The 18687-nt window shown below is 31.6% G+C and carries 13 protein-coding genes; 5 read left to right on the forward strand and 8 right to left on the reverse strand.

All coding sequences use genetic code 11. From position 1 onward, the window contains the following. Positions 1-29 precede the first annotated feature (29 nt). The 7 genes from NBRC110019_RS01360 to NBRC110019_RS16840 all read right to left on the reverse strand — a co-directional run bounded on the left by NBRC110019_RS01360 (position 30) and on the right by NBRC110019_RS16840 (position 9120). A complete protein-coding gene (locus NBRC110019_RS01360; RefSeq protein WP_281751556.1) occupies positions 30-1760 on the reverse strand; it encodes an efflux RND transporter periplasmic adaptor subunit in 1731 nt (576 codons plus the stop codon). Next, complete coding sequence (locus NBRC110019_RS01365; RefSeq protein ID WP_281751558.1) at positions 1757-3001, reverse strand: TolC family protein; 1245 nt, start codon at positions 2999-3001, stop codon at positions 1757-1759. Before NBRC110019_RS01365 ends, NBRC110019_RS01360 begins: the two co-directional genes overlap by 4 nt. Beyond that, positions 2998-6735: an efflux RND transporter permease subunit gene (locus NBRC110019_RS01370; RefSeq protein ID WP_281751560.1), complete on the reverse strand. Its 3738-nt coding sequence runs from the start codon at positions 6733-6735 to the stop codon at positions 2998-3000. Before NBRC110019_RS01370 ends, NBRC110019_RS01365 begins: the two co-directional genes overlap by 4 nt. 94 nt (positions 6736-6829) lie before the next feature. After that, the gene (locus NBRC110019_RS01375) at positions 6830-7246 is read right to left on the reverse strand and encodes an HYC_CC_PP family protein (protein WP_281751562.1); all 417 of its coding nucleotides are present in this window, start codon (positions 7244-7246) and stop codon (positions 6830-6832) included. 802 nt (positions 7247-8048) lie between these two features. Beyond that, on the reverse strand, positions 8049-8498 hold the full coding sequence (locus NBRC110019_RS01380) for a DoxX family protein (RefSeq protein WP_281751564.1): 450 nt from the start codon (positions 8496-8498) through the stop codon (positions 8049-8051). Positions 8499-8552: 54 nt separating this feature from the next. Further along, complete coding sequence (locus tag NBRC110019_RS16835; RefSeq protein WP_309297634.1) at positions 8553-8780, reverse strand: cyclic nucleotide-binding domain-containing protein; 228 nt, start codon at positions 8778-8780, stop codon at positions 8553-8555. Positions 8781-8820: 40 nt separating this feature from the next. After that, positions 8821-9120, reverse strand: coding sequence for a cyclic nucleotide-binding domain-containing protein (locus tag NBRC110019_RS16840; RefSeq protein WP_309297635.1), 300 nt, complete (start codon positions 9118-9120; stop codon positions 8821-8823). 229 nt (positions 9121-9349) lie between these two features. On the opposite strand from NBRC110019_RS16840, the gene NBRC110019_RS01390 reads away from it, so the two are divergent. The 3 genes from NBRC110019_RS01390 to NBRC110019_RS01400 are packed head-to-tail and all read left to right on the forward strand — an operon-like array spanning position 9350 to position 13562. Further along, entirely contained in the window at positions 9350-10843 is a 1494-nt protein-coding gene (locus NBRC110019_RS01390) for an ankyrin repeat domain-containing protein (protein ID WP_281751565.1), read from the forward strand. Between the two features lie 17 nt (positions 10844-10860). Beyond that, positions 10861-11355: a DUF2271 domain-containing protein gene (locus tag NBRC110019_RS01395; protein WP_281751567.1), complete on the forward strand. Its 495-nt coding sequence runs from the start codon at positions 10861-10863 to the stop codon at positions 11353-11355. 8 nt (positions 11356-11363) lie between these two features. Next, positions 11364-13562, forward strand: coding sequence for a PepSY domain-containing protein (locus NBRC110019_RS01400; RefSeq protein WP_281751569.1), 2199 nt, complete (start codon positions 11364-11366; stop codon positions 13560-13562). 53 nt (positions 13563-13615) lie between these two features. Here NBRC110019_RS01400 and NBRC110019_RS01405 read toward each other — a convergent pair whose 3' ends face one another. Beyond that, positions 13616-15106, reverse strand: a complete 1491-nt coding sequence (locus NBRC110019_RS01405) for an acyl-CoA dehydrogenase family protein (protein ID WP_281751571.1) — start codon at positions 15104-15106, stop codon at positions 13616-13618. A 389-nt stretch (positions 15107-15495) separates the two neighbouring features. Here NBRC110019_RS01405 and NBRC110019_RS01410 point away from each other — a divergent pair, with 389 nt between their 5' ends. After that, the gene (locus NBRC110019_RS01410; protein ID WP_281751573.1) at positions 15496-17007 is read left to right on the forward strand and encodes a rhamnogalacturonan acetylesterase; all 1512 of its coding nucleotides are present in this window, start codon (positions 15496-15498) and stop codon (positions 17005-17007) included. Between the two features lie 84 nt (positions 17008-17091). Continuing rightward, positions 17092-18663: a glycoside hydrolase gene (locus tag NBRC110019_RS01415; RefSeq protein ID WP_281751576.1), complete on the forward strand. Its 1572-nt coding sequence runs from the start codon at positions 17092-17094 to the stop codon at positions 18661-18663. The last annotated feature ends 24 nt before the right edge of the window (positions 18664-18687 follow it).

The raw sequence follows: 18687 nt of genomic DNA on the forward strand, positions 1-18687 counted from the left end.
ATTGATTTATTATTAATTAAAACTTATTTTTATTCAGGTATTGTTTCTGCTACATTTCCACAGGTTAACATAGCATTACCGTAATACGGATTTTTTATTTCATTATCGTTGCTTAACCAAAAAGCTCCATTATTATTATTGCCCATAGGACAATACTGTACAAAGACTTGTTTTTGTACGCCAAAGGCTTTAATTAATTGGATCATTTTTTGAGAAATGATATAGAAACTATCGCGTTGTTGTGCTATAGTTTCAGCCTTTTTAAAAGAACTAACTGCGTCATTAATGTTTTTTTTAGTACTCATCCATACTTTATGACTTTCAGCGGTTTTTAAAAGCTTCATATCTACTTTAGCCAAACTCTCATCAATATCTTGTATATAGGTTTTACTTTTTTCAAAATCATCGTTTACTAATGCTGTTTTAAGAGCTATGTAATCAGTGTATAAGGAGTTTAATTGTTTCATAAACATATTAGAAACCTCAAACCTCTTAATTGTATCAATCTCCTTATCATGAGTAGCATTTTTTTCAGAAGGTTGGTTCATCATAGAAGGTTTATTTTGTAGTTGTGCTGCTGCATCTACTGTAAAGGTTCCATTGGTTACAATTTCATCACCTGCTTGTAGCCCTTCTAAAACTTCATAAGTATTCCCTGATTTTTGCCCTAGAGTAACGTTTCGCATTTCAAAAACAGGATCTTGCTTATTTACTTTAATATATACAACAGAGCGTTTACCTGTCCATAATATAGCCGTTTCGGGTATGTAACATTTTTTAGTTGATTTGTTGTTTTTAGTTTTTATAAGTGCTTCTACAAACATGCCGGGTTTCCAAAGCTGTTTATCATTTTTTAATTCAGTTCGTACTGTAATTGTTCTCGATGTTGTATTAAGAACCGGATTGATAAAAGTAACTTTTCCGGAAAAATTTTCACCAGGATAAGCGGTTGTTTTAATACCTATTTCTTGTCCTTTTTGTATATGTTTAATGTTATTCTCATACACATCAAAATTTGCCCAAACGGTATTTAAATTACTTATTTTAAATAAGCTTTGCCCTTGTTTCACTTGATCACCTTCATTAACTAATTTCTCTAAGATAGTACCACTTATAGTAGCATATACAGGAAAGTATTCTATTATTTTACCACTTGTTTCTATGGTTTGTATTTGACTGTCTGATAACTTCCATAATTTTAGTTTTTTAACCACTGAATTATATAATTTAGGATTACTTTCTTGTAAGCTAATGGCCGTAAGTAATTCTTGTTGAGCGGTTATTAATTGTGGTGAATAAATGGTAGCTAGTTGTTGTCCTGAAGCTATTTTTTGTCCTTCAAAATTTACATAGAGTTTTTCAATTCTACCTGAAAAATAGCTTATTTGCGTTTTATTTCCTTTTTCATTTTCTGTAATAGTTCCAGATAAATTAAGTCCGTTCTCGTTATCAGCAGTCGAGTCAACAATGCTTGTCTGAATATTGGCTAATGCCATAGCGTTTTCAGATAGCTTAAATTGATTTGGTGCAAGACCATTTGAATTTTGTTCTAAAGGAATCAGTTCCATACCGCAAATAGGACAATCATCAGGTTTATTTTGTATAATCTGTGGATGCATGGAACAAGTCCATAATTGCTCTGTATTTGTATGATTATGGCTCTCATTATTGTTATTATTAGGGGTTGATGTGTGAAAAAGTAACCATCCTAAAGCAATACCAACAATTAAAAGTAGTATGTACGATATATATTTTTTCATGCGTTATTACTTAAATAATGAATATTTATAGTTTGTAAATAATAAGATAAAGCAGCATCGATTTGCATTAACTGAAATTTTAATTTTAACTCTTGAACATCTATTAAATCATTAAATTTTAGTGTATTTGTTTCGTAGCTTTTCATTAAAATTTTTTCCGTTTTGTCTGCTTGATCAATATTTTTTGTCTGCGTTTCAAATTTAATTTTGGCAGCATTTCTATTAGCGATGTTTTGTTTTAAGACAGCAACGAGTTGATTATATCTTTCTTGTTTTGCGGCTAATAATTTCTCCTGTGCTAATTGATGTTGTTTTGATTTTGATTTGTACGATTTATTAAAAACCGGAATTGATAGTGTAACCATGGGCATTACAATATCTTTTCCGTTATCCGTAACATACATATCGGTACGTTCAGCAACATTTATATAATCGAGTCCGACACCTATAATAGGGTTTTTACCTTTTTGATTTACGACTTCAGATTGGCTTACAGATTTATATAGTTTATCATATTTAATTAATTCAGGATGTAGTTGAAGACTATCTGTGGTTTCGTTAAGAACTATATCTGAAGGTATAGAAAGGACTTTGTAATCACGTAATGTAATGGTATCAGAAGTGTTTAGTAATTGTTGAAGGGTCGCTAATTCTCCTTTATAGTTCTCAACTAATACCTGTATCTCTCCGATTAGTTCATTCTGTCTCATTTTAATTTTTAAAACATCTACAAGGGAAGCTTTATCTATTTCCACAGCATTTAAAGCAAGTTCTTCATAGGTTTGTAATAAGGTGATATTTTTATCTGTGATCACTTGTTTACCATAAATTGCATTGAGTTTATAATATGACTTAGCCACAGAAAGTGCTAGCTTTCTTTTAGCAATGCTTAAATTTTCAAATTCAACATCGGCTAAAGAATTTTGGTAATTTTCTCTAGCTGTTAATGTCCCGAACCAAGGGAACATTTGTTTTACCGAAAGTTTAAAGGTTTGCGGCCCTGTTCTTGTTTCGGGTTCCGATACAAAATACCCGACGCCGAATTCTGTATTTGATAAAGAGCCAACTTCATTTATCTTCTCATTAGAAATCTCATATTGTAGCTGTAATTGTTGTATTTCGGGATTGTTGTCAATAGCAATTTTTATTAAACTATCCAGGCTTTGAGAAAAAGTCATGTTTATAGTAATTAGCATGAATACAATGCATAAGAAGCAGTGTGTTTGTATATTTATTCTCATGACTTACTTTGTTTTTTTAATTTAATTTCTTCTCTCCAGGAATATAAAACGGGTACAATAAATAAGGTTATTAAAGCTACTAGCATACCTCCAAATGCAGGAATTGCCATTGGAATCATAATATCACTTCCTCTACCGGTTGATGTTAATACTGGTAATAAGGCTAATAGGGTAGTAGCAGTAGTCATTAAACAAGGTCTAATCCGTTTTTCCCCTGCGTTAATAACATGCGTTCTAATATGTTTTATGGAATCGTTTTTAGCATTATTGAAAGTTTGAGTTAAATAGGTAGCCATAACAACTCCGTCATCGGTTGCAATACCAAATAGCGCAATAAATCCAACCCAAATAGCTACGCTTAAATTAATGGGATGCATTTGAAACAAATCTCTTAGATTTTCTCCGAAAAAAGAGAAATTTAAAAACCAACTTTGGCCGTATAACCAAATCATTAAAAGACCACCTGAGAATGCAACTAATATTCCAGAGAATATCATTAGGGAGGTAGCTAACGATTTAAACTGAAAATAAAGTATAAGTAGAATAATCAATAAAGCAATAGGAACTACAAAAGAGAGTGTTTTATTTGCACGTATTTGATTTTCATAAGTACCGGTAAATGAATAACTAATTCCATTCGGAATTTTAAGCTCACCACTTTCAATTTTTTTATTAATTAATGATTTTGCATTTTCTACCACATTTACTTCTGCAAAATTGTCAAGTTTATCAAAAAGTACATATCCCGTTAAGAACGAATCTTCGCTCTTTATTACTTGCGGTCCTTTTTCATATTTAATACTTGCTATATCACTTAAGGGTATAGATGAACCACTATTTATTGGTATATAAATAGCACTCAAATCCGTTGGCGTATCACGTAATTCTCTGGGATAACGAACACGTATATTATAACGTTCTCTACCTTCAATAGTTTGGGTTAACGGCATACCACCTACAGCAATTTTTAATTGGTATTGAACTGCTTCTATAGATAATCCGTACCTAGCAATTTTGTCTCTGTCAATGTCTATTAATAAATAAGGTTTCCCTACAATTCTATCGGCAAATACCGCATCCTTATTTACACCTGTTGCCTCTTTTAAAACTTTTTCTAAGGCAACCCCAAAATTTTCAATTTGTTTAAGATTACGTCCTTTAATTTTAATTCCCATAGGTGCTCGCATACCGGTTTGTAACATAACTAATCGGGTTTCTATAGGTTGCAATTTAGGTGCCGATGTAATACCTGGTAATTTGGTTACTGAAACAATGGCTTTCCATATATCGTCTGGACTTTTAATTGAGGGTCTCCAACTTCTAAATAATTCTCCATGTGTATCAATAATTAAATCTTGAGAAGTTAGTTTATATACATCGCTAATTGTATTCTTTTTAATGGCTTCTTCTTTAACAAGCATGTTTGGGTTATATGCAAAGTCACCGTTTTTAAGTATGAATAAACCCTCTGCGTTCACTTTAAATCGTAAAAGGCTCCCCTCGTTGTCTTTTAAGTATTCCGGTTTGTACTGAATTATATTTTCATACATAGAAAGAGGGGCTGGGTCTAGTGCCGATTCCGTTCTACCAGATTTTCCAACCACAGTTTCAATTTCGGGAATCGTGGCTACTGCCATGTCTAACTGTTGCAAAATTCGTTTATTTTCTTCGACACCTGTATGAGGTAATGAAGTGGGCATTAAAAGAAAGGAACCTTCATTTAATGATGGCATAAATTCTCTCCCGGTATTTTTTAAAATATACACCGCAAAACAAACCAATGTTGCCGGAATAGCTAAAAATAAAAGTTTGTTTTCTAGAGCCCATGCTAAAATTTTTGTATAGGCTTTTCTGAATAGGGAGAAAAAGCCTAATAAACCGAAACAAACTAAAGCAACAAAAATCAGATTGGTTATATAACTATGTTGTAAGCCTAAAGGTCTCCAATAGTTGGCTAATAGTAATGAAATAGTAGCAACCGAAACAATTACCTGATATACGTTATTTTGTTGTGTTGTAATATATCCTAGTTTCAATAGTATTGAAAAAATACTAAAAGCAACAAGTGCAAGACCAATCCAATAGCCATATACAACGGCTCCCAGCTCAAGAGCTATTAGTAAAAACTGCACAATTAAAAAGGCTGTTTTTTGAATTGATTTTCTTTTGAAAACAATAGCAGCAAAAGGTGGTATTAAAAATAAAGCTACAATAATGGAAGATGCTAAAGCAAACGTTTTTGTAAAAGCCAGTGGTCTAAACAATTTTCCTTCTGCACCAATCATTGTAAAAACCGGTACAAAACTTATAATGGTTGTTAATACAGCCGTAACAATGGCACCAGATACTTCTGCGGTAGCGTTATAAACAATTGTATTTATTGATTTTGTACCTTTATGATGTTCTAAATGTCTTATAATATTTTCACATAGAATAACACCTACATCTACCATGGTACCAATGGCAATGGCAATACCTGAGAGTGCTACAATGTTAGCATCTACCTGAAACCATTTCATTGCAATAAATACCATTAGAACGGCTACAGGAAGTAAGGTAGAAATAAGTATAGAAGCTCTTAGATTAAACACCATAACCATGATTACCAAGATAGTAATTAAAATTTCTAGGGTAAGTGCTTCGTCAAGTGTACCAATAGTTTCGGCTATAAGTTCTGAACGATCATAAAAAGGAACTATGGTGAGCTTAGAAGTTCTTCCATCGGTTAAGGTTTTGCTAGGTAACGCAGTGTTTATTTCTTTTATCTTTTCTTTTACATTAGAAATAACCTTCATAGGGTTAGCGCCATATCTGGCTACAACAACCCCTCCAACAACTTCTGCACCTTCTTTATCTAAAATACCTCTTCTAGGTTCAGGGCCTTTTGAAACCTTTGCTATATCTTTTATGAGTATTGGCGTATAATTAATGGAAGTTACCACAGAATTTCCAATATCACTGATAGATTTAATATAGCCTAAACCTCTCACTAAATATTCAGCTTTATTAATTTCTAATGTTCTGGCGCCTATTTCCGTATTACATTTTTTAATGGCACTTGCCACTTGATTGAGAGTGATGCCATATTGGCGCAATTTTTCAGGATCAATATCTACCTGATATTCCATTACATGACCACCTACGGATGCTACCTCAGAAACTCCGCTCGCTGAAGATAGTGTATATTTAACCTGATAATCCTGAATACTTCTTAGTTCCTGCAGATCCCAACCTCCTGTTACATTACCTAAAGAGTCTCTACCTTCTAAGGTATACCAAAAAACTTGTCCAAGACCTGTAGCATCTGGACCTAAAGTTGGTTGAACTTCAGTTGGTAATAATTTGGATGGTAGTGCGTTAAGCTTTTCTAATATTCTACTTCTACTCCAATAGAATTCTACATCTTCTTCAAAAATGATATAAATGATAGAAAAACCGAACATAGAAGAACTTCTAATGGTTTTAACTCCAGGAATGCCCATTAAAGCAGAGGTTAAGGGATAGGTTATTTGATCTTCTACATCTTGAGGAGAACGGCCATCCCACTTTGTGTATACAACTTGCTGATTTTCTCCAATATCAGGAATCGCATCTACCGCCACAGGATTGGTAGGTAAAATACCTTTATCCCATTGAAAAGGAGCATATATAATTCCTGCTGTTACTAGAATTATAAGTAACAGAACGGATACAAGTTTGTTGTCTATAAAAAATTTGATGCTTTTGTTAAGCATATATATATGATTGTTAAATAATTAGACATAAATGAAACAGGTTCATATTATAGCCTTCATAATAGATGCTATAACAGTCTTAATTATTTATAAATCAAATGATATAAACTTCGTCTATTTTATGTATGGATTTGACGACCAGTGGCGCCCGGTAGTCTTTAAAAGGGACAATAGTATTTTCTAAACCTTCAAATAAATTAAGGTAAGAAATGGTAAAAGTTGTACATATGGCTTGCTGCGTAAATGATAAATCAAAAAAAGAATTTTGTAACTCTTTTTGTCCTTTAACTATTGAAGTTTCATTTCTACAACAATTAGATTTTAAAATACTGGTACAAGTAGAAGAAGTCTCTTTCTTAATTTCCATTCCGCAAGTAACGGCTTTTTGTATTAAAGACCTGGAAACTAACTGATCTCCACAATAGTGGCTATCTATGGTATATGATACCGTAGAAAACATGACAACTAATGCCAATAGGAAGCCAATTATTTGAGTGAAAAGAGATTTCATATGCACAAAAGTAACAATTTTAAATACGTAACAATTCTAATTCATTATTCTTTAACATAATTACTGTTCAAATAGCGTGTATATTGCCTTTAAAAATCTACTTTTTTTATATAATTTCTTAAATAAGTAGATAGAAATACGTGTTCGTCTATAAAATACAGGATTCCGTACAGTATAATTATGGCAATGTCGATTCTATTTCATTTTAAGTAATTAAAGAACGAAATTTGAAATGTGATTAATAATTAAAATTGATAACAACATTAGTTTAATAATTGCATTCCCCCATTTTCATAGCAGTTCATCGGGAGAGTATTAATGGTAATACGTATTCTAAATTTTGAGAACTAAAGAATTTATTAGTAACCATTATTAGAACTATTTAACTTTTAGGTTATCGTCAAAAAAAGGGATCATCTTACTTAGGGATGATCCTTTTTTTTATAGTTAAATTTTATACTATGATTAAGCCAATTTTTCTCATCTATTAAATAGTGGTAATTGTATATAAAATGGAGGTAAACGTAGAATTAATTTATAGGTGTAAAAAATATGTTGGAAACTTGTATTAGAATTTTAATCTAAGAACCATGAAAAAGTAGATGTAAGTGGTGTAACCTATGAGGTAGTTGGTTACTTAGATTAATTCCCTTTTATAATTATATTATTGCTTTTAAGAGAGTTTAATGGTTGCATCTTATAAAGTGAATAGTTGAAAAACCATTACAAGGTTAGGTTAGAACCTATTAAACCGTCTACATTAGTAGACGGTTTTTTTTGAATACGTATAGTAATTAAGTAGTTACTTAATAATAAAAAAATAGACCCAGCATAGGTAAATAATTTGAATTGGAATACGTATCCATAGATAAGAAATTCCTGGTCCTAGGCTATTTATATTCTGATAGTTAATAGATGCTATAGCACCATAGATATTTGCGGGAGTTATCAATAAAAGAAAAAGGATTAAGCCCCAACCAACCTGAATGGATATAGTTGGAAACAGTAAACTTATAGCGAATAGAATTTCTAATATTCCTGTAAATAAAACTACTTCTTTTTTATAAGGAATAGGTTGTGGTATCATGGCAGCCATACCTTTGGTATATATAAAATGTGCGATAGAAGTGAACAATAACATAATAATTAATGCAACTCGTCCTGATAGTTTAAAATCATAAGTGTTGCCATACAATTTAGTACTAATAAGTAGTAAACTAAAAGTAGCTAAAAGAACTATAAAAGGCTTCATAATATTTTTTTCACAAATATAGATTGTCTCTAAAGGCAATAAAATGAACCTAGGTTAAGAAATTCTTTTTCGTATTCTACTTAATGCTTGTGGAGTAATACCAATATAAGAGGCAATATATTTTAAAGGTATTTCTTTTATGACATTTGGTCGCTCATTAAACAAATTTAGATATCGTTTTTCAGCAGTCTCTTTTAAGAATGAAATTTCTCTCTTAGATTTTATTATGAACAGATTTTCGGCTATTAATCTACCTATTAGATTACCAATAGGGGTTTGCATATAAATAGTATTTAAGTTAGCATAACTAATTCGCCATAAGTTAACCTTTGTGATAGATGGACATACAATAAGAAGATTTTTGTCGGGTTAAAAACGAATCATAACAGCTAATGAATGAATTAGGAAATCCGAACCCAAATGTAATATCATCAACTTCTCCTTGAAAATATAACCTTATAATGCCTTCGTCTATAAAGTATAGGTGATTTTCTATTTCTTCTTGGTTCAATAAGATTGTTTTTGAAGGATATGTTTCATAAGACAGTTTAGAAGCAAAAAGATTCCAATCATCAGTATTGATTGGAGCAATTTGGTTTAAATAATGTTTTATCTTTTCCAATTTAGCAAGTACTTAAAAGTATATGATTAGTATACGAAATATTTAGAAGCTATAATATAAATTATATATTATTTCTTATAAGTGATGATATATACTCATGTAAATTTTATTTTTGCCGTTAAGCAACTAAAATAGAATGATGCTGTTTTAATCTATTTAGAATCATTCTAGGATAATTCGTTATTTAGAATTATTTTTGATAACGAAAAATTACAATGTTATAACTAAAATGATAAAATTAAGAATAGCAATAGTTTCATTATTGTTTACCGCAATTAGTTGGGGACAGAAAAATGTTTTTCTATCCAACGAATACTGGAAAAAGAATCCGACGGTTCAAGATGTAAAAGAAAAAATTAAGGGAGGTAACAGTGTCTTGGAAATGAATTCCAGAAGTTTTGATGCTACGGCTTTAGCTATATTAGAAGGTGCTCCTGTAGAGGTTGTTGATTATTTAGTTTCTTTAAAAGAAGTACCTGTAGACAGACGTACTCATGATGGAAGAACTTATTTAATTTGGGCAGCGTATAAAGGAAATTATCCTATGGTTAAGATGCTTATAGAAAAAGGAGCAGATGTAAACCTTGAAGGATCTCATGGATATAATGCTATTAACTTTGCTGCCTTTGCAGGTGTAGCGAATAAAGAATTATATGAGGTATTAATAAAGAATGGAGCAGACATTAAAATGACGAATCATGATGGGGCAAATGCCATGCAATTAATTATGTCTAGACTAAAGGATGTTTCGTTAATTTCTTATTTTGAATCCAAAGGTTTATCAGTCAAAGATGAAGATAATAACGGAATAGGTGCATTTTGTTATGCTGCTCGTGGTGGTAATATTCCTGTTATGGAGTATTTGTTAGAAAAAGATGTAAATCCTAAAAAAACGAATGAATACGGTGTTAATGCAGCAATTTTTGCAGCAAAGGGAACAAGAAGAGGAGTACCTTCATTAAAAACGTTCAAGTTTTTAGCATCTAAAGATGTATCTTTAAATGTAACCGATAAAGAGGGTAATACCCCTTTATTATTAGTAAGTGGCAGAACTGATGATATAAGCCTTATTTCTTACTTTCTAGAGCAAGGTATAGATGTAAATCAGGTAAATAAAGAGGGTAACACAGCATTTATTAATGCAGCATCTAGAAGTGATAAAGATATTTTAGATTTACTTTTGGTAAAAGTTAAAGATGTTAATCATGCAAATAATGAGGGCGTAAATGCATTGGCTAGGGCTGTTAAGTATAATTCTTCTTCTATAGTTAGCTATCTTTTAGAGAAAGGAGCATCTTTAAACTTAAATGATAAAGAAGGTAATAGTTTATTATATTATTGGGTAGCTTCGGTTAACAATAGAAGTATTACTAAAACTATAAACGATGAGAAGTTAGCTATTTTAGGCGAGTATGGATTTGATGTAACCAAGAGTCAACCAAATGGTAATAATTTATTTCACTTAGCTGTAGAAACAGAAAATTTTGCATTATTAGAAAAAGCTGCAGAACTTAAAATCGATATAAATGCAAAAAACAACGATGGTTATACTCCTTTATTGAAAGCGGCATTGATTGCGAAGGATACAAAAATTTTACATTTTCTTGTAGACAATGGTGCAGCTATTTCTATTGCTACAGATTTTGATGAAACAGCTTATGATTTAGCTTCAGAAAATGAATTGCTTACAAAGCAAAAGGCTCAAATTAATTTTTTAAAATAATAGAATAGCATTTAAATATGAAAAAAGTAGCTTATCGAGTAGTAGCTGTTATATTAATAGCATTAGTTTCTTTTAGCTTTAAGAGTACAAATACCTACCAAAATAAAACCGTGAAGTGTTTATTACAAACAAAAAATTATGCTGGTGAAGGTGCTTATATAGCGATTTCTTTATTAAATGATAAAGAAACCTATAAAAAAACACTTTATATGGTAGGAGATGATAACGAATGGTATGAATCGTTACAGGATTGGTACAGAGGAATTGGTCATGCAAATAGTGATGTAGATGCTATTAGTGGTGCTACCATAAATCCTGGTGCACGTTCTGTAATTGTTCTTGATGTTCCTGAGGATACAGTAGATAAAGGGTATAAAATACGTTTTGAAAGTGCAGTAGAAGATCAGGAGTATTATGCTACCGATTTGGAAGTAGCCTTAACATCTGAAAATTTAAACGGAAAGTTTGAGGGTACGGGATACATTCGTTACGTACGATTTATTTCTAAATAATATTTTTAATGATTTTATCAATATGGAGATACAGCCATTTAACATTGGCTGTATGCTCTTTTTTGTTTATTGCTATTGCGGCTATAACAGGTTGCATTCTTGCCTTTTCACCTTTAGAATCTGAGGTTAGTAATTATGATATACCTAAGGCAAGTAATGAACCTATGGGCATATTTATCCATAATTTAAAACAAAATTATCTTGAGGTTTTAGAGATAAGTGTAAAACCTGATAATAGAGTAGTTGCTTCTGTTATTACAGAAGATGGTGATGCTGCAGATTTTTATGTAGATCCTACTACAGCGCTTAAAGTAGGCCATATTAAAGAAGATGGAAAGGTATACAAGTTTGCTAAAACATTACATCGATCTTTATTTCTGCATGGAACAGGAAGAGTCTTTATGATGATTACCTCTTTTTTACTTTTTTTAATAAGTATTACAGGATTTATTTTAATAATTAAAAGACAACAAGGGATACGGAATATTTTGTCTAAGATTGTTAAAGATAATTTTTTTCAATTCGGACATGTATATCTCGGAAGATTGTTATTAATACCTATTATTTTAATAAGTATTACAGGGGTGGTATTATCCATTTTTCAATTAAAGATAGTTTCAAAGACCAGTATTAGCCATGAAGTAAATAAAGCCTTTTTAAAGGATACTTCTAATGTTTCTGAGGAAGATTTTGAAGCCTTTAATAATATATCTTTTACAGAAATTAAATCTATAGAATTTCCGTTCTCAACAGATGTTTCAGATTTTTATCGTTTCTATCTTGATGATAGAGAAGTTTTAATAAATCAACGTACCGGAGAAGTTGTTAGTGAAAAGTATTACCCTTTTTCTGAAATGGCTTACCGTTTGGGATTTAGCATTCATACCGGGGAGAATAGTATAATTTGGGCTTTTATTTTATTAGTTGCCGCCATTAGTATTTTATTCTTTATCGTTTCTGGATTTAAAATAACGTTTAAAAGGAAAGGTGCTAAAATTAAAAATAAGTACAAGAAGGGAGAATGTACTCACATTATTTTAGTAGGTTCTGAAACCGGTGGCACAATTACTTTTACTGTTTGGCTGCAAAATGAGTTAATACGTAATGGGGTAAAGGCTTATGTAGCTCAGATGAATGATTATAAGGCTTTCTCTTCTATGAAACAACTAATAGTGTTTACTTCCAGTTATGGAGTTGGTGAACCGCCTGCTAATGCTAGTAAGTTTATACAAAAGTATCTTGATACTGCACAGAGTGATTTTGAATTTGCGATTGTTGGTTTTGGATCATTAGCGTATCCTGATTACTGTAAATTTGCTTTTGATGTAGAAAAGGTTTTGGAAAATGATGCCAAGGTAAGTATGTTGTTACCTCTTCATACCATTAACAATCAGTCTGTTGAATCGTTTAACCAATGGGTGTTACAATATACTAAAGTATCAGGTATTGAACTTCCTTTATATAGAAGAATACTACCTATTAAAAAAGCAAAGAGCGTTTGTTATGAAGTAATCTCTAAATCTGATTTAGAGACTGAAAGCAATTCTTTTATAATAGAATTAGAACCATGTTATTCAGATAAAAGTGTTTCGGGTGATTTACTTTCTATAGCACCTTCAACTGAAGATCATGATCGTTTATATTCTATAGGAATTACGAAACGTAATGCAGTTAGATTGAGCGTGAAATTACATGAATATGGTAAGTGTTCTAACTATTTGTATGAGTTATCTGTTGGGATGGTAATAAAAGCATCTAAAGTAAATAATAAAAAATTTCATTTTCCGTCTAATGCTAAAAAAGTAATAATGATTGCTACGGGAACTGGTATTGCTCCATTTTTAGGAATGATTGAAACTAATAGAACCAAAGTACCAATTCATTTATTTTGGGGAGCTCGAACTAATCAATCTTATGGATTGTATTCAGAATATATTGAGACAACTTTAAAGAGTAATCACCTTAATGAATTTATTCCGGCATATTCAAGACAAGGAGATAAGAAACAATATGTTCAGGATGTTCTAAAACAGTATGTAGCACTTATAACCGAAACGTTAACTAATAAAGGAGTTATCATGATATGCGGTTCGGTGGTAATGCAAAAGGAGGTGATGGAATTGCTTCAACAAATATGTTTACAACAAACACATAAGCCATTATCCTACTATCAAAATAAAAACCAATTACGAATGGATTGTTATTAAAAAAGCAGCTCAATTGAGCTGCTTTTTTAATTTATCAAATATGGATTAATACATTAAATAAAGTTAATCCAATTAGAATTTTCATTGTATTCTACAATAGGTTCAGCATTATTATATTCAGTAAAGTCAGCTAACAATCTACTAATATCCATAGACATGTGTTTAAAACAGTTATCAAATAAATCTGTTCTAAAACCTTTATCTGCCATTTCGTTTACGTATTGTAAACTAACCATACGGGCTACCACTTTACCAAGCACAACCATTTGTCTTTGCACTAAATTTTCAGGTAAATGAAAATCAAGCTGCTTTTTAAGCATAGGAGCAATACGGTTTGTTCTATCCATATCGCATAATGCTTTAAAAACTTTAGTTTCTTTAATACGCTTCATTTGCTTAGTTACTGCTTCAGCAATTTGTGTATAAAGCATTTCGTTAGATCCTTCAAAAATTTGGAAAGGTCTGCTGTCTACAATACCTCTACCAGCAATATGATCTAGTTTATACCCACTAGAACCAGATAATTGCACGCAAATCTGAGCAGCTTCTTGCATTAGGTCAGTTACCAAAGCTTTCATACTATTAGCTTCAAGACCTTTTCCACTAAGTTCCTGATCTATACCACTCATAGAAGAGCTTCTGGCACACATTCCGGAGCATATGCTATAAGAAGCCTGAATTCTTGAAATTTGATAACGAACAGAATCTAGATTAAATAATTTTTGTCCACCAACAATTCGAGAATTACAATGCTCTAGCGCTTCATCTAACATACGCTTAATAAAGCCCATACCCATACCTGGAAATTGAAGTCTGCTTCGATGTAAAATATCAAGCATCATTTTAATTCCGGTTCTAGGCTGTTGTAATTTTTGATTGTGAGGTACACTAAGATCAATTTTATTTAATCCGTAAGGAATCATATATAATCCTAGGTTGTTGAAGTAGTTATCAACATGAATTTTTTGACTTGAATCGTTATCGTTAGTAACAAAGAAGTCAATATCTCTGGCAAGTTCACCTTTTTCATTTTTTCTTCTTGCAGCAACCAACCAATAGTCGGCCATACCAGTAAGTCCTTGCCAATGTTTCTGCCCTTTTAAATTATAACTGTTTTCAGTTTCAACAAAATTGGTTTGCATATTTAAGGCATCGCTACCATAGTCGGGTTCAGTAATCATTAAACCTCCCATAGCACCATGGTTCATGAAACGATCAAAAACAGCTGTTTTCATTTCATCATTACCGTACTTTGCAAAAGGCTCTAGAAATAATGCAATATTAATTCCAAAGGTTAATGATAACGGAAGTGATTCATAAGATGCGGCAGATAATACGCTTAGACACTCTTTAACTTCAAGACCTCTTCCATTATAGTTCTCAGGCACAGCCACAGAAAGTGGTTTTAAATCCATAATTTCTTTCCATACCTTTTCAGGTAATCCTCTTGAAAGACTTAATGCATTAATATCCTCTTCGTTATGGAACAAATTGTGTAATCGTTCTCGAAATCTCGTTATGAATTCATCAAAGTTTTCTTTCATAATAGGGGTCGTTAATATAATTTATTTCACTTCCAGTAAATTTTTACTGAAATTTTAAAACTTGTATCCGTATTCTTTTAAACCTGTCTAAGTTTTAATTAAACGCTTTTAATTAAATTTAAGGGGTAAAGGTCTGATATTCTTTTTAAAAAATACACTTGTTTGATGAATATTTTTAGCAAAGCCTCAAATAAATTTGTATTAATTGTAATCTATGGACAAAATTTACGTCTAATTCCTATTTTTTGTATAGAATATACAAAAAATCTTAAAAAATAATAAGTACAGGTAAGTACATGATGAATATTAGTTAGTCTAAACTTACTTTCATTTCATAATTTAGTATGAAAGTTTTTTTTAGGGAAAAAACTTTTTAATAAAATCTCACTATGAAATACATACAATATTTACTTGTCTTAAGTTTAACTTTTTGTCTTTTAAGTTGTTCTCAAAAAAAGAATGAAAAACCTACTATATATATTGTTGGAGACTCTACTGTTAAAAATGGTAGCGGTAAAGGTGATGGAGGACTTTGGGGGTGGGGTGATTTTTTAAATCAGTTTATAGACTCTACTCAACTACATATAGAAAATCATGCCCTAGGAGGAACTAGTAGTAGAACTTTTCAATCAAAGGGATTATGGCAACCGGTATATGAAAAACTAAAAGAGGGTGATTATGTTTTAATTCAGTTTGGTCATAATGATAATGGACCAGTAAACGATGATTTTAGGGCTCGTGGTACCATTAAGGGAATAGGAGAAGAGACCCAAGAAATAGATAATATGCTTACCGGGGCACATGAGATAGTTCATAGCTATGGTTGGTATGTAAGAAAGATGATAAAAGATGCTAAAGAAAAAGGTGCAATACCTATAATTATGTCTCCTATACCAAGAAATGTATGGAATGAGGATAAAGTTAACTATAATGATGATTCTTATGGTGGTTGGTCTAAACAAATAGCAGAAGAGGAAGGAGTTACTTTTATTAATTTAAATCATGAAATGGTTGATTTTATGAATGTACTTGGAGAAGATAAAATAACAGGAAATTATTTTTACGAGCGAGATCATACACATACTTCTGCGAGAGGCGCACTTTTAGCAGCTTCTCTAATTATAAAGGAATTAGTTAACTCGAGTAATTCTATAAATAATTATATTATAGAGCATCCTAAAACTCATTTACCTGCTAAAAAACATGTTTATTTAATTGGTGATTCCACGGTTGCAAATAATGGAAATGATAGTATAGCAGGATGGGGTATTAAGTTAACCATGTTTTTTGATACTACCAGAGTAGTTATTCATAATAAAGCAAGAGGAGGGCGTAGCAGTAGAACCTTTAGAGGTGAAGGATTATGGAAGGCGGTATTAGATTCGCTACAGGAAGGTGATTACGTTTTAATTCAGTTTGGCCATAATGATGGAGGCCATATTGATACACCAAAATATAGAGGATCAATAAAAGGTATGGGAGAGAAAACGCAGCTGGTAGATTTTGGAAATGATAGTACAGAAGTGGTACATACCTTTGGTTGGTATATGACTAAATATGTTGAAGAGGCTAGGGCTAAAGGTGCTACACCAATAGTTTTGAGTATGGTACCAAGGAATATTTGGCATGATGAATTGATTGAACGAAATAGTGATGATTATGCTGGTTGGGCTAAAAATGTAGCGAAACATACAGAGACGTTATTTATTGATATAAACGATTCTATAGCTAAAGTTTATGAAGAATTAGGAGTTCAAGGGGTAAGTACATTTTTTCCTAAAGATCATACGCATACTAATTTTAAAGGAGCAGAGTTGAATGCTCTGGTAGTTGCTAAGAGTTTAAAGCAGATAAAGAAATCTAAACTAAGAGATTATATATACTTACCAAAAGAAGAGTAATTTAAAATGTCTATACATAGGTTATATTTTTCTTTTTTTAATAGATGGTACATACTATTTATTAGTTAAATTATATAACTTTCAATGATGAAATTAAGACAACTGTTGTGGACTTTAAATATGGTATTTCTTTTCGTATTTTTTAGTTCATGTTCAAGTACAGGTAAAACTGTTAATAGCTCTGTTAATACTGAGAAAACCTTATTAATAGAAATAAACGCTACTAAAGAATATCAAACGATTGAAAATTTCGGAGCATCTGACGCATGGTCTTGTCAGTTTGTCGGTAATTGGCCAGAGGTCAAGAAAAATGCAATAGCCGATTTATTATTTAGTACCGATGTTGATGAAATAGGAAATCCGAAGGGAATAGGCTTATCGCTTTGGCGTTTTAATATTGGAGCAGGAAGTACTTTTCAGGGAAATGCTAGCGGTATTGGAAATGTATGGAGAAGAGCAGAATCTTTTTTGTTACCTGATGGTACTTACGATTTTACAAAACAACAAGGACAGTTGTGGTTTGCCAATGCTGCTAAAAGTAGAGGAGTAGAGCAGTTATTGCTTTTTGCTAATAGTCCTCCTGTAAATTTTACTCTAAATGGAAAAGCCTATGCAAACGATGGCGGCGTGTGTAATATTACGGAAGAAAAATTACCAGATTTTGCTAACTATCTGGCAAATGTAGTGGAAGGTATGGATGCCATTGGATTACATGCTGATTATATTAGTCCGATAAATGAGCCTCAATGGGATTGGTCTGATGGCGGACAAGAAGGGACACCATTTTATAATAGCGATATTGCAAAATTGACAACACTACTTAATATGGCATTTGAACAAAGGAATATTAACACCAAAATAGATATAGCCGAGGCAGGGCAAATAAATTACTTGTTTGAAGTGGGTAATAAGCCTGGAAGGAGCAATCAAATCAACGACTTTTTTGATAAGGGCTCTAAACATTATTTGGGAGATTTAAGTCATCTAAGTAAAACAATTTCAGGACATAGTTATTTTACCACATCACCCCAGACAACATTAAAGGATTTAAGAGCGCAATTACATACAAAATTAATTACCCATAAAAATTTGAATTATTGGATGTCTGAATATTGTATTCTTGGAGATAATGCAGGAGAGATTGACGGAAATGGAAGGGACTTAGGAATAAGGTCGGCACTCTATTTATCGAAGGTAATTCATTATGACCTAACCACAGCTAATGCTTCCGCATGGCACTGGTGGCTAGCTATATCTCCTTATAACTATAAAGATGGACTTATATATATAGATAAAAATGAGGTAGACGGTAATTTTTATGAAAGTAAAATGTTGTGGAGTTTTGGAAACTATAGTCGATTTATACGACCAGGATATAAGAGAATATCTGTGGCTATTGAGAGTATTAATAATGGGATCTTAGTTTCAGGATATAAATCACCTAACAATAATCAAGTAGTTATTGTGATTACAAATCCGACATTAGAAAAAGTTGCTATAGATTTTAATGGGTTAAATACTATTTATAAGCCTTCAAACGTTTATGTTACTAGTGAAAATAAAAATTTGGAGAGGGAAGATATTTCTGGTTTAAGAAATAAATTTGGTCTAGCACCAAATTCAATTTCAACATTTATATTTGAAATTAATAACTAGCTATTATTTTCTTTTTTGTGTAAA

The organism is Neptunitalea chrysea (assembly GCF_027924145.1).
Taxonomy (GTDB): domain Bacteria; phylum Bacteroidota; class Bacteroidia; order Flavobacteriales; family Flavobacteriaceae; genus Neptunitalea; species Neptunitalea chrysea.

What these genes read in the sequence shown, in the direction of transcription:
- NBRC110019_RS01360 (WP_281751556.1), bottom strand. Translation starts at nt 1,760, where the DNA reads ATGAAAAAATATATATCGTACATACTACTTTTAATTGTTGGTATTGCT.
- NBRC110019_RS01365 (WP_281751558.1), bottom strand. Translation starts at nt 3,001, where the DNA reads ATGAGAATAAATATACAAACACACTGCTTCTTATGCATTGTATTCATG.
- NBRC110019_RS01370 (WP_281751560.1), bottom strand. Translation starts at nt 6,735, where the DNA reads ATGCTTAACAAAAGCATCAAATTTTTTATAGACAACAAACTTGTATCC.
- NBRC110019_RS01375 (WP_281751562.1), bottom strand. Translation starts at nt 7,246, where the DNA reads ATGAAATCTCTTTTCACTCAAATAATTGGCTTCCTATTGGCATTAGTT.
- NBRC110019_RS01380 (WP_281751564.1), bottom strand. Translation starts at nt 8,498, where the DNA reads ATGAAGCCTTTTATAGTTCTTTTAGCTACTTTTAGTTTACTACTTATT.
- NBRC110019_RS16835 (WP_309297634.1), bottom strand. Translation starts at nt 8,780, where the DNA reads ATGCAAACCCCTATTGGTAATCTAATAGGTAGATTAATAGCCGAAAAT.
- NBRC110019_RS01390 (WP_281751565.1), top strand. Translation starts at nt 9,350, where the DNA reads ATGATAAAATTAAGAATAGCAATAGTTTCATTATTGTTTACCGCAATT.
- NBRC110019_RS01395 (WP_281751567.1), top strand. Translation starts at nt 10,861, where the DNA reads ATGAAAAAAGTAGCTTATCGAGTAGTAGCTGTTATATTAATAGCATTA.
- NBRC110019_RS01400 (WP_281751569.1), top strand. Translation starts at nt 11,364, where the DNA reads ATGATTTTATCAATATGGAGATACAGCCATTTAACATTGGCTGTATGC.
- NBRC110019_RS01405 (WP_281751571.1), bottom strand. Translation starts at nt 15,106, where the DNA reads ATGAAAGAAAACTTTGATGAATTCATAACGAGATTTCGAGAACGATTA.
- NBRC110019_RS01410 (WP_281751573.1), top strand. Translation starts at nt 15,496, where the DNA reads ATGAAATACATACAATATTTACTTGTCTTAAGTTTAACTTTTTGTCTT.
- NBRC110019_RS01415 (WP_281751576.1), top strand. Translation starts at nt 17,092, where the DNA reads ATGATGAAATTAAGACAACTGTTGTGGACTTTAAATATGGTATTTCTT.